The organism is Rhizobium sp. RU33A (assembly GCF_900156055.1).
In the GTDB taxonomy this organism is placed as follows: Bacteria; Pseudomonadota; Alphaproteobacteria; order Rhizobiales; family Rhizobiaceae; genus Allorhizobium.
Genome location: NZ_FTMQ01000002.1, coordinates 706,780 through 729,583 on the forward strand (window position 1 = coordinate 706,780; position 22,804 = coordinate 729,583).

A 22,804-nucleotide genomic window follows, 5' to 3' on the forward strand; every position below is an offset into this window, starting at 1 on the left:
GCTGACGATTGGCTGACATCCGGCGTCAGTTATCACTCAGGCAGCGTCTTCTACCTTCACGGCATGGTTCGAGCGACACGCGGACCTGTTGAATGAAAACAAAGGAGACAACCATGAAGATCTTGATCGCCGCATCCACATTTGCCGTCCTCGCAAGCGCGGGCTTCGTTCATGCCGATGATGACGACCGTCGCTGCCGCCTCGGCACTGGCGAAGTGCGCCTTTCGCTTGCCGAAATCGAGAAGAGAGCGGCGGCAGAGGGCATCGAGACGCGCGAAATCGAGCTCGATGACGGTTGCTGGGAGGTCAAGGGTGTCCGCGACGGCTTGCGGGTCGAGGCTGTCTACCATCCCGTCACCGGTGCGTTGCTGGCTCATCACGACGACTGAGCCAGCTTTTCGGAAGCCTGACATTAATGAGGGCCGCCCTTTGGGTGGCCCTTTCCCGTTTCCGGAGGCTCAATTTTCGAGATGGACTTCGAAGGATTGCCGCGCGGCTGAGCGACCGTTGAGGAAGATCTCCAGCGCATGTGTTCCGGCGTGATAGACGCGCGTCGTGATCGGCCGAAAGGCATGGCGCTTTGCGATGGTCGCGCTTTCACCCGGCTTCAGCTGAAGGCTCTTGCCCTTGAAGACCTTGGGCGAAAGCGATCCGTCCTTCTTCTGGTGATGGATGGCGTAGTCGACCAGCACCGTGCGTGCCTCGCTGCCGCTGTTGCGGAGGTGCACCTCGAAGCCGAGCTCTCCTGGGAAAGCCACATGGTCTTTCTCGAGCCTGAGCGTTGCCGTCACGTCGGTGAGTGGCGCAAAGCCGAAGTTGGCGAGGGCCTTGCCATGGCCCTTCTTGATCAGCGTGCGCGAGGCGTGCTTCAGCAGCCAGAGCCGATCTTTTGAAGCATCAACCTTATGGCGCTCGACGAAATCGGCGACCAGATCCGGGTGATCCTTGGCAATGTCGTTGAGACTGTTGGCGACCGAGCGCCGGACGTAGTCCTCGGGGTCGTCAATCAGGGCTTCGAGGATCGGCAGGATCGGTTTCGGGTCCTTCACCAGGGCGGGCAGGCGCATGGCCCAGGGCAGGCGGGGGCGGGTGCCTTCGCTGGCGAGACGCCTGACATGGTGGTTCGGGTCGCTCACCCAGCCGGCGATGATCGCCATCGCTTTTTCCTGTTCCTCGGCGATGAAGGGGCGGATGCCGAATTCGCCGGTGAAATGCGGCGTCAGCGCCTTGAGGAGGCCGAGTGCGGCGTTCAGATGACCCCGGCCGTGGGCGGCGACATATTGGTTGAAGGAGAGGAGCGCCCAGCCGCTGAGGCCCGCGCGATCCGGTGCCGGCAGGCAGGCGTGCAGCATTGTGGCCGCTTGATCGAAATCAGAAGGCAGATGTCGGTGCAGGGCATCGGCAATGCATTGGCCGCGCTGCATCAGTTCCAGCCCGTCGATGAAAGGCAGGATGTCGTCGAGGAAGGCGGCTTGATCGAAGTGGCCCCAGGCCCGCGCAAGGGCATCAGCCGTGTCGCGGGCGGTGTGGGGGCCGATCAGGTGTTTCAGCGGCTCGGCCATGATCGCTCAGATCGTTCCCTTGGTTTCGAAATGCTGCATCAGGGTAACACCCGTGGTCGCGGCCATGTAAGGGGCGAAGGCCGGGTCGGCCTGAACTTTCGCGGCTGCCGCGTCGGCGCTTTCCTTGTCGGTCCATTCGACGAGATCGACGATCATGTCGCGCTGGTCCAGAGAGTTCAGCGCCCGCCAGCTGACGAAGCCGGGATAGGTGTTGACTGCCGCCATAGCGGCACGTCGTGCCTGGTCTGCCGCCGGCCTGTCGGTTACGGTGCAGACGGCGATTTCGAGGATGGTGTTCGTGGTCATCTGGCTCTCCCGTGGTTGGTCACGGCTTGACCTAACACGACCCAACTGACAACCTTCTGGCCATTACCTTCGAGGGAGGCATACATGCGCCCCGCCGACCGCCTGTTCCGGATCATTCAGCTTATGCGCGCGACGGGTCGCGCCATGACGGCAGCCGAGATCGCCGAGAAGATGGAGGTCGCGCCACGCACCATCTACCGCGACATGGATCACCTGATCGCCTCGGGCGCTCCGATCGAAGGAGAGCGCGGCGTCGGCTACATGCTGCGCGAGGCCTTCGATGCCCCGCCGCTCACCTTCACCTTCGAGCAGCTGGAGGCGCTGGCGTTTGGGCTCCGCGCCGTCGAGATGCTTGGCGATCCGAGGCTCGGCCAGGCGGCGCGGGAGGCGAAGGACAAGATGCTGGCGATGCTGCCGAAGGAGCACGCCGAACGGCTGATCTCCGCGCCGATCCACGCCTTCCGGTCATCGGCCCAGCCGGAGGTGCCGGCCTGCCTCGGCGATGTCCGCTCGGCGCTATCGGCCAAGCGCAAGGTCTGGATCGCCTATCACTCGCTGCCCGGTGAGCGCAGCCAGCGTGTCGTCTGGCCGCTGGGGCTCGCCGCCTTCGGCGCGATCTGGGTGATGACGGCCTGGTGCGAGATGCGCGCCGGCTTCCGCGACTTCCGCCTCGACCGGGTCGAGGACTGGAAAGTGATGCCGGACCGTTTCGAGCCTGAGCCGCATCAGACATACCAGGCTTATGTGAAGCAGCTCAGCTGAGTTTTGCTGCAGAGCAGAAATTTTTTTATGCAGATCTCCTAATTTCCCTAAAAATCAACAGGTCTGAGCAGATAGGTGGAGGCACGAAAGCAACTCCCGAAAGACGCCTATGAAACACCTGAGAGTCTCCCGCAAGCTGACTTTGGCATTCGCCTCTGTCCTGTTCGTTGTCATCGCCTTCTGCTCCGTGGCATTTGTGTCGATGCAGCGGATCCATGAGGCGACACTGGCCAATCAGCAGACGCAGTCGGTCCTGAAGTTATCAAGTCAGATACTTGCGACGCTGGTCGAGCACCAGAATGCCATGCGAGGCTTTGTCGCCAGTCTGAATGAGGAATTCATCGAGCGCATGGCAAAGTATGGCGATGCTGTGCCGCCGCTCATGACTGAGCTTGAGCAGAAGCTCAGCAAAACGGAAGCCGAAACCTATCTCCCGCCGGCACGCCAGGCGATACAGACGTTCTACGCTCAGCTCGATGCGACGGTCGCCAACGCACGCGATCCCGCGACGATTGAAGAGACCCGCAGCAAGATTGCGACCACCGCACGCCTGAGCGACATCCGCAAGGCGCTCACGGCTCTCGACGAAGCGAGCCAGAAAGTTGCCGACGAACGAACGGCTTCACTGAACGCGGCGTTCGAGACGGGTACCAAGACCCTGATTGCCGGGGGGCTGACCGCTGCCCTCATCGCCGTTGCCATGGGCATCCTCCTGATACGCAGCCTCGCAACCCCGCTTCGCGGCATGACTGTCGCCATGCGCAAGCTGGCTGAAGGTGACACCGCCATCGACACTCCTGCGATGGGGCGTCGTGATGAGCTTGGCTCCATGGCCGCCGCAGTGGAAGTCTTCCGCGCCAACGCAATTGCTGCCCGGAAACTCGAGGCCGATTCGAAGCAGCAGCAATCCTTGACCGAGGCCGAACGCGCCGAGCGGGCAAGACTGGATCAGGCTCGCTCCGAGACGATGACCCAGGCAACCGCAACCTTGGCAGGCGGTCTGGCAGAACTCGCAAAGGGCAATCTCACGGTCCGCCTGGAGCAGCCTTTCGCCGAGGAATTCGAGACATTGCGCAAGGACTTCAACGAAGCCGTCTCGCAGCTTGCCGAAACACTTTCCGCCGTCGCTCACGCTACGAACTCGATCGACACTGGTAGCCGTGAGATCAGTGGCAGCACGAATGATCTGTCACGACGCACCGAGCAGCAGGCTGCATCGCTCGAAGAGACGGCGGCTGCGCTCGACGAAATCACGGTCAATGTCCGTCATGCTTCAAACCGCGTGGAGGAGGCCCGCGCCGCTGCATCGGATGCCGCACACAGTGCCGAGACTTCCGGCACCGTTGTTGCCAACGCCGTCGAAGCCATGGGACGTATCGAGCAGTCGTCTCAGTCGATTTCCAACATCATCGGTGTGATTGACGAGATTGCCTTCCAGACCAACCTTCTGGCCCTCAATGCGGGCGTTGAAGCGGCCCGTGCCGGCGACGCCGGCAAGGGATTTGCGGTTGTCGCCCAGGAAGTCCGCGAACTTGCACAGCGGTCAGCGCAAGCTGCTCGTGAAATCAAGGACCTGATACGGGTTTCGACCGAGGAAGTGTCCAATGGCGTAAAACTGGTCAGCGATACCGGTGGCGCGTTGAAGACGATCGAGAGCTTTATCACGACCGTCAACGTTCAGATGAACGCCATTGCCACAGCTGCAAAGGAACAGGCGACCGGACTGGCCGAAGTCAACACGGCCGTCAATCAAATGGACCAGTTCACTCAGCAGAACGCGGCAATGGTCGAGGAGACAAGTGCTGCGAGTGCTGGCCTTGCCACTGAAAGTACGCGCCTGCGCCAACTGGTTCAGCGTTTTGAGATCAGTGCCGTCAACAACAATGCCCAAGTCGACAGAGGCTATGCATCTGGGATGCGTCGCTCCGCGTAGCAGGCAGGGGACCTCCGTTAGGCGGAAGCCCTTGTTCGAACATCAAAACCAAGCAGCCTCGACCTTAACGGGTCGGGGCTTTTGTCTGTCGGGAAATCTTCGCGTTTCCCGGTTGGATTCCATTCCTCAGAAATCCGTCGCAACCCCGCCCTCGGCCTTGCGTTTCGCCACGAAGGCGTCGAGTTCTTCCTCGACGGCCGGGTCGATCGGCGGGCGCTCGTACGTGGCGAGCTTCTCCTTGAAGACGCGGTTGGCGTGGTCATAAGTGGTCGGCCGGCCGGCGTCGGTCCAGGTCTCGAAATTGCGCCAGTCCGAGAGGATCGGCGAATAGAAGGCCGTCTCGTAGCGGGCCAGCGTGTGGGCGGTGCCGAAGAAGTGCCCGCCCGGGCCGACTTCGCGCACGGCATCCAGCGCCAGCGCATCCTGGCTGACATCGAGGGGCGTCAGGAATTCCGCCACCATCTGCAGCATGTCGACGTCGAGAATGAATTTTTCGAACGAAGCCGTCAGGCCACCCTCGGACCAGCCGGCCGAATGCATGATGAAATTGCCGCCGCCTTGCGTCAGCGCCCAGAGCGAGAAGGCGCTCTCATAGGCTGCCTGGGCGTCCAGCGTGTTGGCAGCGTTGGTATTCGAGGTGCGGTAGGGAATGCCGTAGCGGCGCGCGAGCTGGCCGCCGACGATCACGGCCTTCATGTATTCGGGCGTGCCGAAGGCCGGTGCGCCGGTCTTCATGTCGACATTCGAGGTGAAGCCGCCATAGACAACAGGGGCGCCGCGCTTGATCATTTGGGTGAAGGCGATGCCGCACAGAGCTTCGGCATTCTGCTGGACGACAGCGCCGGCAATCGTGACGGGGGCCATGGCACCGGCGAGCGTGAACGGCGTCATGACGACGACCTGGCCGCGCGACGACATTTCGATGATGCCCTGAAGCATCGGGCCGTCTAGGCGGAGCGGCGAAGACGAGTTGATGATGGTAAAGAGCGAGGGCTCGGTCTCCATCTGCTCCATGGAGACGCCACGGCCAATGCGGGCGATCTCGATGGCGTCGAGATTGCGCTGCTTGCCGAGCGAATAGCAGTGGAACACCTTGTCGGTCAGCTTCACCATGTCGGAGAGGCAGTCGAGGTGGCGGACCGAGGCGTGGATGTCGATCGGCTCGACCGGATAACCGCCGGTCGTGTGGATGACGTCGTAGCACTGAGCAAGTTTGACCAGCTTGCGGAAGTCTTCCTGGTTGCCGGCGCGGCGACCGCCTTCGCGATCCGCGACGAAGGGGGCGGAAGCGATCTGGGCGAAGACCAGATTGTTGCCGCCCATCTTGACGTTGCGCTCTGGATTGCGGGCGAACATCTGGAATTCGCGCGGGGCGGACGCAATCATGTCCATGATCAGGTTGCGGTCGAAGCGGACGCGATCCGATCCCTCCGTCACCTCTGCGCCATGCGCCTTCATAATGGCGCGCGCCTCGGGCAGCATGATGTCCATGCCGATCTCTTCGAGAATGGTGAGCGATGCCTCATGCATGTCGTCGAGGGCTGCGGGATCGAGAAGCTCGGTCTTGGTCAGGCGATTGACGAGATTGCGATACTTGCCGGCAGTACCCGTGCGGCTTCTGTCGCCGCCCCGACCGCCGGTGCGCCTGCGGCGTTCTCCGCCGGCAGATGGGGTTTCAGTCTCGGACAAGGCGGGAGTGCTAATGTCGCTCATGGTCGATCCATTGTGTCAATCTCGACATCAAGTCTCGCAGGTTCGGAAGCCAAAAGGCATTGCCGTTTGCGACGAAAAACCGGCTCATCTGGAACAGTGGTGCGGCTGAGGTGACCGGTCAGCGATACGCGTTCATTCTGCTTCGCTTTTAAAGCTTTGGATGGTGGCTCGCTTACCCGCTGTTTACCATTCCGCGTCATTGATCGGAGGAGGGAGAAACTGATTTGATCCGGGGAAGCGACTTGCTGGACTTGGTCTGCGACAAGATCGCGGTGCTCGATCTGCCTTCCTACGTGAAGGACAGCGAGCTGCGCTATGTCGCAGTCAATGCGGCCTTTGCCGACCTGCACAACCTGTCGGTCGAGAGCTTCGTCGGTCGCAGCGATCGGGAAATCTTAGGCGGCGATCTGGACGCCCTGCGCGACGATCGCGAGCGGCGGGTTCTCGTGTTCGGGGAAGACGAGGCGCTGCAGCTGCGGGCTGAACCGGGCGGACCGACGCGGGTCCTGCATATAGAACGTTTCTTTGACGACGACGACCGGATCTATCTCTTCGCTTTCATGGAGGAGAAGAGAGCCGCGACACCATCCGGCCCATCGGCCGATCCCGCGGCTCTCGGCAGGCTGCCCTCCATCGCGCTCTTTCAGGCCGTTCTCGAGCAATATCCCATCGCGACCTATGTTCGCAGCGCCGATCACCGGCTGCTCTTTGCCAATTGCGTCTATTCGCAGATGGTCGGACGGCCCATCGAGGATCTCCTGGGCCGTACCGAACAAGAAAACTTCCCCGAGCTCGGCCAGGAATATTTCGAGGGCAACCAGCGTGTCCTCGAATGCGGTGTGACAGAGGAATATCAGGACAATTTCATCCGGGCTGACGGAACGCGAATCCCCGTACTCAGCCGCACCGGGGCTGTCACGGGACCGGATGGCGAGCGCTATATCGTCGGTTCTATCACCGACCTATCGCCACTCAGGGACGAGCAGGAGAAGCTGGAGAGCGTCCGGCAGGAATCAGAAGCATTGCAATCGCAGCTTCATAGCCTGATGGCGTCGTTGCCGGTTGGCATCATCGTCCTCGATCCCGATTTGCAGATTTCCTTCGCCAATGCGGCGGCCGTCGAGATGACGGAATTCGATGCCTCGCAGAAACTGGAGGGCATGTCCTATCGGGATTTCCTGACGCGGGCGATGGTCCGCACCATGCCCAACCTTCCTTCGGAAGAAATCGACGAGCGCGTCGCCTATCGCATCGAACAGGTGCTCAGTCTCGCCGAGGGGCCGCTGGTCGACGTGAAGACGCCGTCGGGGCGGGCGCTTGCCGGCGGAAGCCGCCGCCTTGAGGGCGGACGCATCCTTTTGACCTATACCGACGTCTCCGACATCTATCAGCGCGAAGAAGAGACGCTGCTTTATCGCGCGGCGCTCGAGCAGATGCCGGTGCCTGTTTTCATCCGCAATCCGGATCGCCGGATGATCTATGTGAACAAGGCCTATGAGGACCTTCACGGCCAGCGTCGGGAAGATATCTACGGGCTGACAGAAGAAGAACTCTGGCCAGAGAATGGTCAGATCATGAAGGAGGAAAACCTCCGGATCTTTGCGACCGGTGAAATGATCGAGAAGAACCGGGAAGTCGTCGTCCGCGACGGTCAGGAAATCTCGGTCATCACGCGCCTGAGCCGGATCACCACGGCGCAGAACAAGCATTACCTCGTCGGCTCGGTCAACGACATCTCGATGCTCAAGAAGGGGCAGGAGGCTCTGGTCGCGGCACAGGCGCGCGCCGAGGCGCTCTACGCCGATATCGTCTCGATGCTGCAGGTCATGCCAGTTGGCGTGGTGATCATCAATTCCGACTACATGGTCGAGTTCGCCAACGAGAAGTGCCGGGACATCTGGCGTTGGCCGGCTGACATGCAGCTGAGCGGGTTGAGCTTCCGGTCCTATTGCGAACAGAACCACAAGCTCGGCTATGCCTGGCCGGGTGTCGAGTTCGAGGAGGGCTATCGCGCGCGCATAGCGCAGTTCGAGGCGCTGGAAGGCTCGCATGTCAACGAACTCGCCTATGACGATGGCAAGTTCGTTCTGGCAACGATCACGCGCTTGCATGACCGCAAGATTCTGCTCACCTATTCCGATCTCACCGAAATGCGCCAGCGCGAACGCGAGATCGACGAGGCACAGCAAAAGCTGGAGCGGCTCGGCCGCTTCGTTCAGGAATCCATGCGGATGATGACGCAGGGCCTGATGATGATCGAGCAAGGCCGGATCGCGGAGGTCAATCCGTCCTTCAGCCGCATCCTGGATCTGCCCGAGAGCCTGGTGACCTCTGGCGCAAACTGGCGGCCGATCTTCGAGTACTGTGCGGCGCGCGGCGATTTCGGCGACGATGCAAGCAGCATCTTGCAGCAGTGGCAATCGGCGCTCCAGAGCGCAAACGCCGTCTCGACCAATTTCCTCGTCGATGGCAAGACCTGGGTCAAGCTGGAAGCGACCTTCGGTGGCAACCGCAGTTGCGTCGTGGTGCTGACCGATTTTACTGAGCTCAAGGAGCGCGAAGCAAAGCTCGAGGTCCTGCTTGCGCGCAGCGAGGCGGCCGACAAGGCGAAGTCCGACTTCCTCGCCAATATGAGCCACGAGATCCGCACGCCGATGAATGGCGTTCTCGGCATGGCGGAGCTGCTCTCCAAGTCCGAACTCGACAGCCGCCAGAAGACCTTCGTCGACATCATGGTGAAGTCCGGCAATGCGTTGCTGACCATCATCAACGACATTCTTGATTTCTCGAAGATCGATGCCGGACAGTTGAAGCTGCGCAAATCGCCCTTCGATCCGGTGGAAGCCATCGAGGATGTGGCGACGCTGCTGTCTGCCGCGGCTGCCGAAAAGGATATCGAACTCGTGGTCTCCGGTGACCAGAAGGTGCGCCACACCTTCATGGGCGATCCGGGGCGCTTCCGGCAGATCGTCACGAACCTGCTCGGGAATGCGATCAAGTTCACCGAGAAGGGCCACGTGCATGTCGAGGTGTCCGCGGACGCCATAGCGGAGGGGCAGGCGATCCTGAAGCTGCGCATCGAGGACACCGGCATCGGCATCCCCCAGGACATGCAGGCGAAGATCTTTGAAAAATTCTCACAGGTCGATACATCTTCGACCCGTCGCCACGAGGGTACCGGTCTCGGGCTCGCGATCACCGGCGGTCTCGTGCGCCTCTTCGGGGGCAAGCTGCAGGTCGAATCCGAGGTCGGGCGCGGCTCGGCCTTCACCGTCGAATTGCCGCTCGCCATTGTTGCCGAGCGCCGCGGCCAGAAGGAACTGCCTGCTACCGTCAAGGATGCGCGGGTGCTGGTCATCGATGATAACGCCGTCAATCGTCGCATCATCACCGAGCAACTGGAGATGTGGGGTTTCGACGGTCTGGCTGTACCGGACGGGCTGACCGGCATCGATATTCTCGGTGCCGCTCATGCTGAGGGGCTCGCGATCGATGTCGTCGTCGTCGACTACCAGATGCCCGACATGAACGGCATCGACGTGGCGAAGGCGATCCGCAGCGATCGTCGCTTCGACGATATTGCCCTGGTCTTCCTGACCTCGATGGACATGGTCGGCGATGACAGGCTGTTCGAAAGCCTGAAGATCCAGGCGCATCTGATGAAGCCTGCGCGGGCAAATGTGCTTCGCGGTGCGATCATCGATGTGGTGCGAACGGCGCGCGTTCATGGCGTGAACTCGCCTCGCTTGCGTAGTATGTCGTCACCTGCGCTGCTTGCTCCCCGCGCGCCTCTGCCGGTGGAGCCCAGGCCAGCGCCTGTCGCCGCTCGCGATGATGGTGCGCTACGAGTCCTGATCGCCGAGGACAATGCGGTGAACCAGATCGTTTTCCGGCAGATCCTCAGCGGAAGCAGCATCGCTTATCGCATTGTGGGCAATGGGGAGGAGGCCGTCGAGGCCTGGCGCAGCGAGCCGCCGGATCTTATTCTGATGGATGTCTCGATGCCGGTCATAAACGGCCACCAGGCGACCGGCGCGATCCGGGCGGAAGAGGCGACGCGCGGCGGAGGACGGATCCCGATCATCGGCGTGACCGCCCATGCGCTCGACAGCGACCGTGAGGCTTGCCTTGCCGCCGGCATGGACGACTATCTCTCCAAGCCGATCTCGCCGGAACTTCTGATGCGCAAGATCGAGCAATGGAGCAGCAGACCCGTCACCGGGATCGCCGTCGAAGGCTGATTAGGCCGAGCGCCTGACGCCGGACAGCATTTCCCGCTTGCCCGCGAAACCCGGTCGTCGTTCGACGTCGAAACCCGCCGCGATCAAGTTGCGCCGGACGAAGCCTGCTGCGGCATAGGTCGCGAAGCTGCCGCTCTCTCTCGTCGTGTCGTGGACCCGCTGCATCAATTCCGCCGACCACATGGCGCTGTTGCGCGACGGCGCAAAACCGTCGAGGAACCAGGCATCGAAGGTCAGTGTGCTTGCCGTCAGGTTCTCCAGCGCATCCCCGCAGACGACGGACAGACGCGTCTTGTCATCAAGATCTATTTCAACGACGCCTGAAGGATCCGTCGGCCAGAGCGAGACCAGCGCCTGCCGCTCGGCATCGATCTCCGGCCAGCGCGCGAGTGCGCGGTCGATCTCTTCCGCCTGCATGGGGAAGAGCTCGAAGGAGACGAAGTGGAGGTGAGCGCCGGGACGACGATGCTCCTTCCACTGCCGCCAGGTCTCGCAGGCATTCAGCCCGGTGCCGAAGCCGAGTTCGCCGATGGTGAAGCTCTCTGTCGTCTGCCAGCGCTCCGGCAGTCCGTTGCCGGCCAGGAAGACGTGGCCGCATTCGAGCCGGCCATCGGTCTGGCAATAAAAATGATCGCCAAAGGCGGTGGAAAAGGGCATATCGCCGTCGTGCCAGGCCAGCGGTGCCTGAGTGTCGCCGGTGCCTGGCGGATAATTTGAATGGGTCATGGTGATGTCCGATAAAACGGCTGCGATGTCAGGTCAATTGCGCGCCGATCTCGTGATCGTCGGTGGCGGCATCATGGGCCTCTGGGCGGCGCTGAAGGCAGAGCGCCGTGGCATCGATACGATCCTGATCGACGGTGACGGTATTGCGAGCGGTGCGAGCGGCGGCCTGCTCGGCGCCTTGATGGCGCATATGCCGGATCGGTGGAACGAGAAGAAGCAGCTGCAATTTGAGGGGCTGTTGTCGCTCGAGGCGGAGATTGCTGCGCTTGAGAGCGAAACGGGGCTCTCGGCCGGCTATCGGCGTTGTGGTCGTCTTATCCCCTTGCCGAAGCCGCATCTGAGACCAATTGCCGAACGCCATTCGGCAGAGGCGGCGACGAACTGGAACCAGGAGGGCAGGGTCTTTGACTGGGACGTCCTGGACGAGAGCCCCTTTGCCGATTGGCCGTCGCGGAATTTTTCTGAGGCCGGCGTCGTGTTCGATCGCCTCGGGGCCCGTGTCTCGCCGCGTGCTTTGACGGCCACGATCCGGGCGCGTCTCGAACGATCGGGGCGTGTGCGGTTGCTGGTCGGGGCCGCCGTGCAATCGATCGATGCGCCGGCAAGCCAGGTGAAGCTCGCCGACGGGACGGTCATCGGATACGGGGATCTGCTGGTCGCGGCCGGTGTCGGGTCCTTCCCGCTGCTCGAAGCCATCGGACCTACGCTTCGCAAGCCGCTCGGACGGGGTGTGAAGGGTCAGGCGGCGCTGCTCAAACTGGACCTGCCGGCGGATCTGCCGCTCCTCTATCTCGACGGTCTCTATGTGGTGCCGCATGAAGGCGGGCTCGTCGCCATCGGCAGCACCAGCGAAAATACCTTCGAGGATCCATTCTCGACGGATGCGCAGCTGGATGCTCTGATCGCCGAGGCGAGGGAGCTTGCACCGGTGCTGCGGGAAGCCGAGGTGGTCGAATGCTGGGCGGGGCTTCGCCCCAAGGCAGTGGATCGGGATCCGATGGTCGGGCCCCATCCTGACCATCCGCAAGTGCATGCGCTGACCGGCGGCTTCAAGGTGAGTTTCGGTATCGCGCACCGGCTGGCGGATGCCGCTCTCGATTCGATTGGCGGTGAGGCCTTATCTCTGCCTCACGGTTTTGCCCTTGCCCATCACCTTTCAGTGGCTGCGCGTCGCGCAGGCGATGAGCAATTTACCGAAATACCCTGAAATCAAAGGGGGTGTCTCCGGGTCCTGTCGCGAATTTGCCTCGCGCGCTTCGTGATACTGTCATGCAAATCACCTATCCACCGGGTTGTAACGGCAACTGCTAAAGTGCCGTCGCGAGCCAGTGCGAGGTGCTCGACATGCGCTATGCCATCTGCTTTACGCCGCCTGCCCGTGATCCGCTCGCCGATGCAGCGGCGCGCTGGCTTGGCCGCAACGTGTTCTCCGGCGAGGCGGAGGAGCATCCGGGGCTGAAGGGCCTTGGTGTGCACGAGATTGCCTTTCACACGGCCCTTCCGCGACGCTTCGGTTTTCATGCGACCTTCAAGGCGCCATTCCGCCTTAGCGAAGGTTCGAACGAGGCCTCTCTGCTACGTGACCTGATGCATTTCGCCGGCCGGATGGACCCGGTCGTCTTGCGCGGACTTTCGGTTGGCCGGATCGGCGACGTCTTCGGGCTCATCCTGCAGCGGCCCTGCCCGGAGGTCGATCATCTCGCGGCCTCCGTTGTGCAGGCCTTTGATGGTTTTCGTGCGCCGCTTTCCGAAGTCGAGATCGAACGGCGCAATCCCGACCGCTTGTCTGCGCCGCAGTTCAGCAATCTCAGCCGCTGGGGCCATCCTTATGTGATGGACGAATACCGTTTCCATATGACACTGACGGGGCCGCTTCTGGCGCGCGATTTCCCGCGAATCGAGCAGGGCTTGAAGGCGCATTTCGATCCCGTGCTGGCCGAGCCTGTTGTGGTGACCAATCTCGCGCTGTTTGTCGAAACTGAACGTGGCGCGCCGTTTACCGTACATTCGCTGCATCCTCTGGGCCGGGTTTCTAGCCGCAAGATCGCCTGACGCCTGTGCGCTGCAGCAAAATGCGTGTTTTCCATCTCGACAGGCGCCGCCCTCGCCAATAGCCTCGCGTCAAAACACGAGAGGTGAACCGATGACGACTGCTCCTTATCCCCGCGACCTGATCGGCTATGGCCGCGATATTCCCGATCCGAAATGGCCTGATGATGCGCGGATCGCGGTGCAGTTCGTGGTGAATTACGAGGAGGGCGGCGAAAGCTGCATTCTCGACGGCGATCCAGCTTCGGAATGCCTGCTGTCGGAAATCGTCGGCGCACAGCCCTGGGCCGGCCAGCGCAATCTCAACATGGAGTCGATTTACGAATACGGCTCACGCGCGGGCTTCTGGCGGCTTTGGCGGATGTTCACCGAGCGCAAGGTTCCGGTCACCGTCTATGGCGTGACGCTCGCCATGGCGCGCAACCCGGAAGCCGTTGCCGCGATGAAGGAAGCCGACTGGGAAATCGCCAGCCATGGCTATCGCTGGCTCGAATACAAGGATTTCCCAGAAGACGTCGAGCGCGAGCACATCCGCGAGGCGGTTCGCCTGCACAAGGAACTGACCGGCTCGCATCCGCTCGGCATGTATCAGGGCAAGCCTTCTGACAACACGCTGCGCCTCGTGATGGAGGAAGGCGGTTTCCTGTATTCCTCGGACAACTATTCCGATGACCTGCCGTTCTGGGTGCCGGATCTCGACGGCAAACCCTTCCTGATCATCCCCTATACGCTCGAAACCAATGACATGCGCTTTGCCACGCCGCAGGGCTTCAACACCGGCGACCAGTTCTTCACCTATCTCAAGGACGCGTTCGACGTGCTCTACGAGGAAGGGAAAAACGGCAGCCCGAAGATGATGTCCGTCGGCCTCCACTGCCGCCTCGTCGGACGTCCCGGGCGGGCGGCGGCCCTGGCGCGGTTCATCGATTATGTGACTGGCCACGAGAAGGTCTGGGTGCCCCGGCGCATCGAGATTGCGGAACACTGGCACAAGCATCACAAACCGGCGTGGTGAGGGCCTGATGACAACACTCGGCGACCTCAAGTCCAAGCTCATGGATTCCCCGGCATTCCGTGCCGAGTATGAGAAGGCCTGCGTCGAGTATCAGGCGATCGAAGCCGAACTCGCGGCTTCCGTCAGCAACAAATCCCGCAACACCGCAGCTGGCTCGGACAGGTCCGTGCCTGATCGCAGCCAATAGGCCTTGTCCTCATCGGCGGCTTCATCGAACAGCACGCTCAGCGTGCCCGCTGCCAGATGGTCTGATATCAGGGCTGTCGGGCAGAGGCCGATGCCGAGGCCCGAGAGCACCGAACTGACCAGCAGATTGAAATCGGCATAGAGCGGTCCCGAGGGTGTCGAGCCTCCAACGCCACGTGCCGCGAGCCAGGATTGCCAGGCGGCCTCGGTCGCGTCGTGCAGCAGGTCCTGTTTCAGGAGGTCGGCGGGTGTTGTAATCGGTCCATGTCGATCCAGATAGCTCGGCGCACAGGTCGGGCGGGTGGCGGCGTCCAGAATACGCTCGGCGCGACCCGGCGGACGGGTGCCATGACAGATCAGCAGATCTGCGCCGGCTTCGTCCGGGGTCAATGCGCCGAGCGGATAGACGATAGAGACCTGGATATCGGGATGTGCTGCGCGGAAGCGGGGCAGACGGGGGCCGAGCCAGTGGGTGACCACCGAGGGCATGCAGGCGAGGCTGGCGCGGGCCAAGGATTTGCGGCCGGTCAGCCGCTCTGCGGCGCGGGCGATGTGGCCGAGGCCTTCCGAGCAGGCGGCGCCGAGCTCGCGTCCGTCGGCGGTGAGGCGCACGCCGCGTGGGCGGCGTTCGAAGAGGGCCAGGCCCAGCCAATCCTCCAGCGCCTTCACATGCTGGCTGACGGCGGTTGCCGTCATGCCGAGTTCGGTCGCAGCCTGCAGGAAGCTCTCGCGGCGGGCGGCGGCTTCGAAGGCGCGGAGTGTCGGGAGCGGTGGCAGTTTCATGACTCTATGACTAAGTCAGACTTGGTCATGGGGCAAGAAGAGAGGCAGTTGTCTTGATGGGGCAGGTGGGGCACCTTGGGGATCAAATCTTGATGCCCACTCCGGAGCCGCGCATGTCTTCCTTTAACGCAAACATCCCCGTTCCCGCCGATGCGGCTGCCCGCCGCGCCGTGAAGCCGGTCGTGTGCTATCCGGTCGAGTCGCTTGTTGCTCCTGACATGAGCATTCTGGAACGGGCGCGCGCGACGATGGAGAAGGTCGGCGAAGTGATCGTTCCGCCGCGAGAGGGCAATACCTTTGAGGTGCCGAAGGGGCATTTCTTCCGCATCGTCAGCGTCGAGGGGCCGCAGGTTGGCGACCTCAACCTTTGGAACGCCAACGATCTCTCTGAGCGCTTCTTCTCCGGCAAGACGCGGGCGCTGCATGCGACGCATGTGACGACCGGCAACCGTCTCTGGAGCAATTTGCCGTCGCTTCGCCCCATGGCGACGATCAGCCATGATACGCTCGGCTGGTACGGCTTCGACGAATTCGGCGGCGGGGTACATGACGTGATCGGCACGCGCTGCGACCCCTATACCAACCGGCTGCTCTCAGGCGGCGACTATCATCACTGCTGCCATTCCAACCTCTGCCGCGCACTGGCGCATCATGCCGGTTCCGACATCAAGTCAGTCGAGCCGCATGTGCATGACGTGCTGAACGTATTCATGTGCACCGGTTTCACCCGCGATACCCAGCAGTATTTCATGAAGGCGAGCCCGGTTCGTCCCGGCGACTTTCTTGAAATGTTCGCGGAGATTGATCTCTTGGGCGCGCTCTCGGCCTGTCCGGGTGGCGATTGCAGCACCAGCCATTCGAGTGACGTCGCCAAGTGCTATCCGCTGAAGGTGGAGATCTACCGGCCGGATATGGCCTTGCTCGTGGATTGGCCGTTTCCGGAGCGGAACGGGTATCAGTTGCAGGTCTGAAACGACAAAGGGCCCGGCAGCGATGCCGGGCCCTTCTCATTCGGTCTTCGAAGCTCAGCCCTTGTCGAGCGTCGCCATGTCGATGACGAAGCGGTAGCGGACGTCGCTCTTGATGACGCGCTCATAGGCTTCGTTCACCTGGGCGATGTCGATGATCTCGATCTCCGGGGTGATGTCGTGCTTGCCGCAGAAGTCCAGCATTTCCTGGGTTTCCTTGATCGAGCCGATCATCGAGCCGGCGAGCGAGCGACGGCCGGCGATCAGGGCAAAGGCATGCACGGGGACCGGGTTTTCCGGCACGCCGAGCAGGACCATGGTGCCGTCGACCTTCAGAAGGTTCAGGTAGGCGTTCCAGTCGATCTCGGCACTGACGGTGCAGAGGATCAGGTCAAAGGAGCCGGCGAGCGTCTTGAAGGTCTCCGGATCCGAGGTGGCGTAATATTCCTTGGCGCCAAAGGCGAGGCCGTCCTCCTTCTTCGACAGGCTCTGGCTGAGTACCGTGACGTCAGCACCCATGGCGGCGCCGATCTTGACGCCCATATGGCCGAGACCGCCCATGCCGATGACGGCGACCTTCTTGCCGGGGCCGGCCTTCCAGTGGCTGAGCGGCGAGTAAAGCGTGATGCCGGCGCAGAGCAGCGGGGCTGCCTTGTCGAGCGGGATGTTGTCCGGGATTGAGAGGACATAGTCTTCCTGCACGACGATGGAGTCGGCATAGCCGCCCTGCGTCGGGGTCACGCCGTCGACTTCCGTGGAGTTATAGGTGCCGACGAGGCCAGGCATATACTGTTCGCGGTAGAGATCGCGTTCGCAATGCAGGCAGGAATTGACGAAGCAGCCGACGCCGACGCGGTCACCGACCTTGTATTTCGAAACGCTTGAGCCGACTGCTGTCACGATGCCGGCGATCTCGTGGCCGGGGACCATGGGGAAGGTCGAGTTACCCCATTCGTTGCGGGCCTGGTGAATGTCGGAATGGCAGATGCCGGAGAACTTGATCTCGATCACCACGTCGTCGGCGTTCGGTTCGCGACGCTCGAAGGTGAAGGGAACCAATGGCTTGGAGGCATCCGTTGCGGCATAGCCTTTGGCAATCGGCATGGGGTATCCTTTCAAAAGTCATGGGAGAAGCGTGCTGTAGATAGGTCGATCCGGGGCGCCTGCAAGCGAAGGACCCTGGCGATTGCGTTGAAAGTGCCTGTCGGCTTCGGAAACTCGACAAGACGAGGGGGCTCGGCTAATTCTTGTCATCAACTGCTTCGCGGGATGCGCGGGCAGGCCCTCCTCGCCGCTGTTACAGCTGCGGCCTCACATGATATTGGATTGACGGCATGGACAGAGCGGACTTCGTTCAGCGTTTCGGCGGGGTGTTCGAACATTCGCCCTTCATTGCGGAACGTGCCTTCGACGCCGGCATGATCGAGGCGCCGCTGACGGCGCTCGACGTGCATGATGCTATGGCGATGATCTTCCGCACCTCGAGCGCAGAGGAGCGGTTGGGCGTCTTGCGTGCGCATCCCGATCTGGCGGGCAAGCTCGCCGTTGCCGACGAGTTGACCGAAGACAGCAAACGCGAACAGGCCGGTGCCGGTCTTGATCGGTTGAGCGCTGACGAGCATGCCCGCTTTACCGAGCTGAATACGGCCTATGTCGAAAAGTTCGGCTTTCCCTTCATCATCGCGGTCAAAGGGCTGACGAAGGACGACATTCTCGCCGCTTTCGAAACGCGTATCGCCAATAACCGCGATCAGGAATTCGACACCGCCTGCCAGCAGGTGGAAAAAATCGCCAGGCTTCGCCTTGAAGCCCTGCTTCCGGAGACACACTGATATGCTTGAGACCTCGACCGTCGTCCTGCCGGATTTCGCTGCCGGTGCCGTCAATCTCGCCTCGGCCCGCCTTGGTGCCGTGGGCATTTACTCGACCGACGAGTTCTTCGCGCCGGTGTCGCGCATGCTGAACGACGATCCGGCAACCTTCGATCCGGACCTTTACGACGACAACGGCAAATACATGGATGGCTGGGAAAGCCGTCGCAAGCGTGTGCCGGGCCATGACTACGCGATCATCCGCCTTGCCATGCCGGGCCGCATCTTCGGCTTCGATGTCGATACGCGCTTCTTTACCGGCAACTACCCACCGCATGGCTCGATCGAGGCGGCTTTCGTTGAACGCGGCGATCCGACCGACGCGACGGTCTGGACCGAACTGGTGGCCAAGTCGCCACTCGGTGCGTCTGCCCAGCATTTCTTTGCCAATTCCGACACGTCGAAGGTCTGGACGCATCTGCGCCTGCACATCTATCCGGATGGCGGCGTGGCGCGGTTGCGTGTCTATGGTGCTGCCCATTTCGACTGGTCGAAGTTTGGCGCAACCGAAGAGATCGATCTCGCCTATATCTTCCATGGCGCCAAGTCGCTGGCCTGGTCTGATGCCCATTATGGCCATCCCGACAAGATCCTGTCGCCCGGTCGCGGCACCAATATGGGCGATGGCTGGGAAACCAAGCGTCGTCGTGGCCCCGGCCATGACTGGGCGATCATCCGTCTCGGCCATCCGGGCGTGATCAACCGGGTGCTGATCGATACGCATTTCTACAAGGGCAATTATCCTGATACCTGCGAGCTGCTCGGCGCCTATCTGCCTGACGCAGGTGATACCTTTAGTGAGGCAGAGATTGCCGCATCCGAACAGTGGAAGCCGATCCTGACGCGACAGAAGATGCATATGGATGCCGAGCATTTCTATGAAGGCGACCAGCTCCAGAAGATTGGTCCGGTTACGCATGTGCGGATCGGCGTGCATCCCGACGGCGGCGTCATGCGCCTGCGCCTGTTCGGCACCAAGGCCTGAATGTAGGGTAGATACGAAAAGAGCGGGCAAAGGCCCGCTCGTCGCATGCTCTTAGCCGTCCGCAATGCGGGCGGCTTTCTTGTTGGGCTTTCGCCCTTACTGCTTCGGCGCCCGTTCGGCTTCGCGGATCGCTTCCTCGTGATACCAGCTTGCCGAACCGCTCTCATAGATCACTGGTTTCGGCGTCTGGCGCTCACGCATGGCGTTCAGCCGGGCCAGGTCACGCACCGGGAATTCGTAGATCTTCGCCGATTCCCGAACCATGTTCGTTGTCATGCTACTACCTCTCGTTTCACCGAGTGTTGTCTCGATGGTTCATGCCTACCACGTCTGAAACTGAAATGCACACGAAAAGTGCAAAATGCCTATTTTGTGGGCAATATGGAAGCAGAAAAAGTGATGAATTTAAAATCATCACAGCGCTTTCGTGATCGTTGGTGGCCTGACAACACCGGACACGCGCCTGTGGTTCCATGAGTATGCACTCAATCTGTTAAAGAAAGGCCTGCAATGCCGGCGATTTGGTGGGTCGCCTGCGACAAAATGGCCGCATTTCGCTGTCGGCCTGCAAACTGGCACGCTTCCTGCTTTTTATCGTCCGACTCCCGGGCACCCGGAGAATCACCCCTCTGTTGCGCATGAATGGCGCGAGACTGAAGAGAGAGCACCATGACCAAGTTTAAGCTCGAGTATATCTGGCTCGACGGTTACAAGCCGGTAGCGAACCTGCGTGGCAAGACGCAGATCAAGGAATTCGACAGCTTCCCGACCCTGGAACAGCTGCCGCTCTGGGGCTTTGACGGCTCCTCCACGATGCAGGCCGAAGGCCACTCGTCGGATTGCGTGCTGAAGCCGGTCGCCATCTATCCCGACCCGGCTCGCACCAACGGCGCTCTCGTCATGTGCGAAGTCATGATGCCTGACGGCGTCACCCCGCATCCGTCCAACAGCCGCGCCACGATCCTCGACGACGAAGGCGCTTGGTTCGGCTTCGAACAGGAATACTTCTTCTACGAAAACGGCCGTCCGCTCGGCTTCCCGGAGCAGGGCTATCCGGCTCCGCAGGGCCCTTACTACACCGGCGTCGGCTACAAGAATGTCGGCTCCATCGCCCGTGAAATCGTCGAAGAGCATCTCGACCTTTGCCTCGAAGCCGGCATCAACCACGAAGGCATCAATGCCGAAGTGGCCAAGGGTCAGTGGGAGTTCCAGGTGTTCGGCAAGGGCTCCAAGAAGGCTGCCGACCAGATCTGGATCGCCCGCTACCTGCTGCTGCGTCTCTGCGAAACCTACGGCATCGACGTCGAGTTCCATTGCAAGCCGCTCGGCGACACCGACTGGAACGGCTCGGGCATGCACTGCAACTTCTCGACCACCTTCATGCGCGAGATTGGCGGCAAGGAATACTTCGAAGCCCTCATGGCGGCCTTTGCCAAGAACTGGCAGGAGCACATCGACGTCTACGGTCCGGACAACCATCTGCGCCTGACCGGCAAGCATGAGACGGCTCCGTGGAACAAGTTCTCCTACGGCGTTGCCGACCGTGGCGCTTCGATCCGCGTTCCGCACTCCTTCGTCAACAACGGCTACAAGGGTTACCTGGAAGATCGCCGCCCGAACTCTCAGGGCTGCCCCTACCAGATCGCTTCCGTCGTCCTGAAGACGATCGCCGAAGTGCCGACGGCCGATTACGCCAAGAACGCCGCCTGATTTCAGGCGAAGGTTCAAAGATTGCAGCGCCGGTGGAAGCACCGGCGCTGTTTTCGTTTGTCGCGCTTGTTCGAGTCCATCCTTGGGGCAGGGGCTTGCGAAACGGATCTACTCTATATAGTTAGTTAGTCTAACTATATAGAGTGTGCGAAATGGACCTGGAAGAAAGTCTGCGCTGCCTGCAGTGGCATATGTGGTTCCGATGGCGAGAGGAGTCGCGAAAAAGTGGCTCCATGGACCTGACCGCAACGGAACTCGACTATCTCTATCTGGTGATTGCTGCCGAGAAGCCGCTGCGGCTTGCAGATCTGGCCGATCAGATGCGGGTGAGCAGGGCTTCCGCATCGGTGATGGTGCGCAAGCTGCATCTTGCTGGCTATCTCGACAAGCTCTCTGACAGTGCCGATGGACGTTCTGTGCTTCTGGCACCGACGGCCAAATGCAGCGCGCTCATTGCAGAAGAAAAATCGATCTATGCCGAGACAGCTGATCGCATCTCCCGCGCGCTGACCCCCGACGAACTCGAAGACCTTGACCGTCTGCTGAAGAAGGCACGCGGCAGTCTTGAATGTTCCTGAACGTGACGACACAATTCCCATGACTCCCAGCTTTTTGACTGAACTCAAGGATATCGCGCGTCTGGCCGTGCCCATCGTGGTGGGCCTGAGCACCGGTGCCGTGATTACCGTGACGGATTCCCTGATGATCGCGCCGCTCGGGCATGTGCCCCTGGCTGCCGTGGGCCTTGCGGGTGCGATTGCGACCGTCATGCTGGCGGCGATCTACGGCTTTCTGTCGGTGATTTCTGTCCGCATCGGGATGGCTTTCGGGGCGCGCCAGGGTCGTCAGGTGGCGGCCTTCCTGCGGGCCGGTTTGGTGCTGGGGGCCGTGACTGGCGCTGGCGCGGCTTTGTTGATGAGTGCCTCGCTCCTTCTGATGCCCTATTTCGGACAGCCGGCCGATGTGCTCTCGCAGGTCACTGCCTACTGGCATCTGATCGCAGCCTTTCTCATTCCCTATGCGGTCCTTACGATCTTCAAATCGGCCTTCGAGGCCATTGATCGCCCCTGGATGGGGGTGAGTTTCGGAGCGCTCGCCTGTGCTTTGAACATCCCGCTCAACTATTGCCTGATCTACGGCGTTGGACCTCTGCCGGCCTTCGGCCTTGTCGGGGCAGGTATTGCGTCACTGGTCGCCGAGAGCATTGCGCTGCTTGCGGCCTTTGCCTACTGGCGATGGTCGATGTCGACTGTCCGGTTGCGGACGAGAAGCGAGCGTACCCCTGTCAATACGGTGTCCCTCGTGCGGGAGGGGGCTCCGCTCGGCCTGATGTATATTGCGGAAACGGCTGCGATGGCGGTCGCGACCATGCTCATCGGTCTCTTTGGATCGGTTGCGCTCGCTGCCAATCAGGTGGCGCTCTCCGTCGGAACCCTGCTCTACATGGTGCCACTCGGGATTGCCGGAGCCGTTGCCATTCGTGTCGCCCAGGCGGCGGGCGCGAAGCGCTTTGATCGGGTCCGCAGCGTCACCTTTGCGGCGCTCGGGATGGGGACGGTCTGGCTGACCGGGGCGGCCTTGCTGCTCGGTCTCTACGGGGCCGAGGTTGCGGCCCTGATCTCGTCAGATCCCGCTGTCATCGAACTGGCTGCCGCACTCTTCTTTGTTTTCGCGCTTAGCCAGGTCGTCGACGGTCTTCAGTCGACGCTTGTGGGTGCCCTGCGCGGCATGTCCGATACCGCAATCCCGTCGGTGATCTCCATCCTCGCCTATTGGCCTGTCGCGATCCCGCTTGGATGGGCTCTCGCTTTTCCGCTCGGCCTCGGGCCGCAAGGTGTCTGGCTCGGCTTCCTATCCGCATTGGCACTGGCGACATCGGCACTGGTCTGGCGATTCCACAGCCTGACGCGCATTGTCGGTTGACGAAGGTGCGGCGGCGAGTCTTGATCCTCCCATCGTGTGCGATGGCTGGAAAAGAGCTCTTGCCGCCGACA

20 protein-coding genes are annotated in these 22,804 nt (G+C 61.5%); 13 read left to right on the forward strand and 7 right to left on the reverse strand.

Going from position 1 to position 22,804, the window contains the following annotated elements:
• Positions 1–113 precede the first annotated feature (113 nt).
• Positions 114–389, forward strand: a complete 276-nt coding sequence (locus BW978_RS09310) for a PepSY domain-containing protein (protein WP_076394318.1) — start codon at positions 114–116, stop codon at positions 387–389.
• Positions 390–458: 69 nt separating this feature from the next.
• On the opposite strand, the gene BW978_RS09315 is transcribed toward BW978_RS09310, so the two are convergent.
• Together BW978_RS09315 and BW978_RS09320 are read right to left on the reverse strand one after the other, a co-directional pair.
• Positions 459–1,562, reverse strand: coding sequence for a DNA alkylation repair protein (locus BW978_RS09315; RefSeq protein ID WP_076394319.1), 1,104 nt, complete (start codon positions 1,560–1,562; stop codon positions 459–461).
• Between the two features lie 6 nt (positions 1,563–1,568).
• Positions 1,569–1,868 (reverse strand): hypothetical protein, encoded by a 300-nt coding sequence (locus BW978_RS09320; protein WP_076394320.1) that lies wholly within the window; start codon positions 1,866–1,868, stop codon positions 1,569–1,571.
• Positions 1,869–1,952: 84 nt separating this feature from the next.
• Here BW978_RS09320 and BW978_RS09325 point away from each other — a divergent pair, with 84 nt between their 5' ends.
• Together BW978_RS09325 and BW978_RS09330 are read left to right on the forward strand one after the other, a co-directional pair.
• Positions 1,953–2,630: a helix-turn-helix transcriptional regulator gene (locus tag BW978_RS09325; RefSeq protein WP_076394321.1), complete on the forward strand. Its 678-nt coding sequence runs from the start codon at positions 1,953–1,955 to the stop codon at positions 2,628–2,630.
• 109 nt (positions 2,631–2,739) lie between these two features.
• Positions 2,740–4,563, forward strand: coding sequence for a methyl-accepting chemotaxis protein (locus BW978_RS09330; RefSeq protein WP_076394322.1), 1,824 nt, complete (start codon positions 2,740–2,742; stop codon positions 4,561–4,563).
• 126 nt (positions 4,564–4,689) lie between these two features.
• On the opposite strand, the gene BW978_RS09335 is transcribed toward BW978_RS09330, so the two are convergent.
• Complete coding sequence (locus tag BW978_RS09335) at positions 4,690–6,276, reverse strand: trimethylamine methyltransferase family protein (protein WP_076394323.1); 1,587 nt, start codon at positions 6,274–6,276, stop codon at positions 4,690–4,692.
• 242 nt (positions 6,277–6,518) lie between these two features.
• Between BW978_RS09335 and BW978_RS09340 the strand changes: the two genes are divergently transcribed.
• The gene (locus tag BW978_RS09340) at positions 6,519–10,517 is read left to right on the forward strand and encodes a response regulator (RefSeq protein WP_076394325.1); all 3,999 of its coding nucleotides are present in this window, start codon (positions 6,519–6,521) and stop codon (positions 10,515–10,517) included.
• On the opposite strand, the gene mnmD is transcribed toward BW978_RS09340, so the two are convergent.
• Complete coding sequence (gene mnmD, locus BW978_RS09345) at positions 10,518–11,243, reverse strand: tRNA (5-methylaminomethyl-2-thiouridine)(34)-methyltransferase MnmC2 (RefSeq protein WP_076394327.1); 726 nt, start codon at positions 11,241–11,243, stop codon at positions 10,518–10,520. It lies immediately after the preceding gene.
• Between mnmD and BW978_RS09350 the strand changes: the two genes are divergently transcribed.
• From BW978_RS09350 to puuE, 3 genes are all read left to right on the forward strand, one after another.
• On the forward strand, positions 11,242–12,450 hold the full coding sequence (locus BW978_RS09350; RefSeq protein WP_076394329.1) for an NAD(P)/FAD-dependent oxidoreductase: 1,209 nt from the start codon (positions 11,242–11,244) through the stop codon (positions 12,448–12,450). The genes mnmD and BW978_RS09350 overlap by 2 nt on opposite strands.
• A gap of 137 nt (positions 12,451–12,587) precedes the next feature.
• On the forward strand, positions 12,588–13,295 hold the full coding sequence (locus BW978_RS09355; protein ID WP_076394331.1) for a DUF1045 domain-containing protein: 708 nt from the start codon (positions 12,588–12,590) through the stop codon (positions 13,293–13,295).
• A gap of 91 nt (positions 13,296–13,386) precedes the next feature.
• Positions 13,387–14,307: an allantoinase PuuE gene (gene puuE, locus BW978_RS09360; RefSeq protein WP_076394333.1), complete on the forward strand. Its 921-nt coding sequence runs from the start codon at positions 13,387–13,389 to the stop codon at positions 14,305–14,307.
• Positions 14,308–14,397: 90 nt separating this feature from the next.
• Here puuE and BW978_RS09365 read toward each other — a convergent pair whose 3' ends face one another.
• The gene (locus tag BW978_RS09365; protein ID WP_076394335.1) at positions 14,398–15,276 is read right to left on the reverse strand and encodes a LysR substrate-binding domain-containing protein; all 879 of its coding nucleotides are present in this window, start codon (positions 15,274–15,276) and stop codon (positions 14,398–14,400) included.
• 113 nt (positions 15,277–15,389) lie between these two features.
• On the opposite strand from BW978_RS09365, the gene BW978_RS09370 reads away from it, so the two are divergent.
• On the forward strand, positions 15,390–16,247 hold the full coding sequence (locus BW978_RS09370; protein ID WP_076394337.1) for an urea carboxylase-associated family protein: 858 nt from the start codon (positions 15,390–15,392) through the stop codon (positions 16,245–16,247).
• 54 nt (positions 16,248–16,301) lie between these two features.
• Here the strand turns inward: BW978_RS09370 and BW978_RS09375 are convergent, their stop codons facing one another.
• Positions 16,302–17,348 (reverse strand): NAD(P)-dependent alcohol dehydrogenase, encoded by a 1,047-nt coding sequence (locus BW978_RS09375; protein WP_076394339.1) that lies wholly within the window; start codon positions 17,346–17,348, stop codon positions 16,302–16,304.
• 230 nt (positions 17,349–17,578) lie between these two features.
• Between BW978_RS09375 and uraD the strand changes: the two genes are divergently transcribed.
• Together uraD and alc are read left to right on the forward strand one after the other, a co-directional pair.
• The gene (gene uraD, locus BW978_RS09380; protein ID WP_076394341.1) at positions 17,579–18,076 is read left to right on the forward strand and encodes a 2-oxo-4-hydroxy-4-carboxy-5-ureidoimidazoline decarboxylase; all 498 of its coding nucleotides are present in this window, start codon (positions 17,579–17,581) and stop codon (positions 18,074–18,076) included.
• A gap of 1 nt (position 18,077) precedes the next feature.
• Positions 18,078–19,100, forward strand: coding sequence for an allantoicase (gene alc, locus BW978_RS09385; protein WP_076394343.1), 1,023 nt, complete (start codon positions 18,078–18,080; stop codon positions 19,098–19,100).
• A 96-nt stretch (positions 19,101–19,196) separates the two neighbouring features.
• Here alc and BW978_RS09390 read toward each other — a convergent pair whose 3' ends face one another.
• A complete protein-coding gene (locus tag BW978_RS09390) occupies positions 19,197–19,376 on the reverse strand; it encodes a DUF2735 domain-containing protein (RefSeq protein ID WP_054148428.1) in 180 nt (59 codons plus the stop codon).
• Between the two features lie 393 nt (positions 19,377–19,769).
• Here BW978_RS09390 and BW978_RS09395 point away from each other — a divergent pair, with 393 nt between their 5' ends.
• The 3 genes from BW978_RS09395 (at position 19,770) to BW978_RS09405 (ending at position 22,733) form a co-directional block, all read left to right on the forward strand.
• Entirely contained in the window at positions 19,770–20,810 is a 1,041-nt protein-coding gene (locus BW978_RS09395; protein WP_054148429.1) for a glutamine synthetase beta-grasp domain-containing protein, read from the forward strand.
• Between the two features lie 233 nt (positions 20,811–21,043).
• Positions 21,044–21,388 (forward strand): MarR family winged helix-turn-helix transcriptional regulator, encoded by a 345-nt coding sequence (locus BW978_RS09400; protein WP_210216982.1) that lies wholly within the window; start codon positions 21,044–21,046, stop codon positions 21,386–21,388.
• A gap of 19 nt (positions 21,389–21,407) precedes the next feature.
• Complete coding sequence (locus tag BW978_RS09405) at positions 21,408–22,733, forward strand: MATE family efflux transporter (RefSeq protein WP_076394347.1); 1,326 nt, start codon at positions 21,408–21,410, stop codon at positions 22,731–22,733.
• Positions 22,734–22,804 lie beyond the last annotated feature (71 nt).

Bases quoted from the DNA above. Each gene is read 5' to 3' on its own strand.
- BW978_RS09310 (WP_076394318.1), top strand. From the start codon at position 114: ATGAAGATCTTGATCGCCGCATCCACATTTGCCGTCCTCGCAAGCGCG.
- BW978_RS09315 (WP_076394319.1), bottom strand. From the start codon at position 1,562: ATGGCCGAGCCGCTGAAACACCTGATCGGCCCCCACACCGCCCGCGAC.
- BW978_RS09320 (WP_076394320.1), bottom strand. From the start codon at position 1,868: ATGACCACGAACACCATCCTCGAAATCGCCGTCTGCACCGTAACCGAC.
- BW978_RS09325 (WP_076394321.1), top strand. From the start codon at position 1,953: ATGCGCCCCGCCGACCGCCTGTTCCGGATCATTCAGCTTATGCGCGCG.
- BW978_RS09330 (WP_076394322.1), top strand. From the start codon at position 2,740: ATGAAACACCTGAGAGTCTCCCGCAAGCTGACTTTGGCATTCGCCTCT.
- BW978_RS09335 (WP_076394323.1), bottom strand. From the start codon at position 6,276: ATGAGCGACATTAGCACTCCCGCCTTGTCCGAGACTGAAACCCCATCT.
- BW978_RS09350 (WP_076394329.1), top strand. From the start codon at position 11,242: ATGGTGATGTCCGATAAAACGGCTGCGATGTCAGGTCAATTGCGCGCC.
- mnmD (WP_076394327.1), bottom strand. From the start codon at position 11,243: ATGACCCATTCAAATTATCCGCCAGGCACCGGCGACACTCAGGCACCG.
- BW978_RS09355 (WP_076394331.1), top strand. From the start codon at position 12,588: ATGCGCTATGCCATCTGCTTTACGCCGCCTGCCCGTGATCCGCTCGCC.
- puuE (WP_076394333.1), top strand. From the start codon at position 13,387: ATGACGACTGCTCCTTATCCCCGCGACCTGATCGGCTATGGCCGCGAT.
- BW978_RS09365 (WP_076394335.1), bottom strand. From the start codon at position 15,276: ATGAAACTGCCACCGCTCCCGACACTCCGCGCCTTCGAAGCCGCCGCC.
- BW978_RS09370 (WP_076394337.1), top strand. From the start codon at position 15,390: ATGTCTTCCTTTAACGCAAACATCCCCGTTCCCGCCGATGCGGCTGCC.
- BW978_RS09375 (WP_076394339.1), bottom strand. From the start codon at position 17,348: ATGCCGATTGCCAAAGGCTATGCCGCAACGGATGCCTCCAAGCCATTG.
- uraD (WP_076394341.1), top strand. From the start codon at position 17,579: ATGGACAGAGCGGACTTCGTTCAGCGTTTCGGCGGGGTGTTCGAACAT.
- alc (WP_076394343.1), top strand. From the start codon at position 18,078: ATGCTTGAGACCTCGACCGTCGTCCTGCCGGATTTCGCTGCCGGTGCC.
- BW978_RS09390 (WP_054148428.1), bottom strand. From the start codon at position 19,376: ATGACAACGAACATGGTTCGGGAATCGGCGAAGATCTACGAATTCCCG.
- BW978_RS09395 (WP_054148429.1), top strand. From the start codon at position 19,770: ATGACCAAGTTTAAGCTCGAGTATATCTGGCTCGACGGTTACAAGCCG.
- BW978_RS09400 (WP_210216982.1), top strand. From the start codon at position 21,044: ATGGACCTGACCGCAACGGAACTCGACTATCTCTATCTGGTGATTGCT.
- BW978_RS09405 (WP_076394347.1), top strand. From the start codon at position 21,408: ATGACTCCCAGCTTTTTGACTGAACTCAAGGATATCGCGCGTCTGGCC.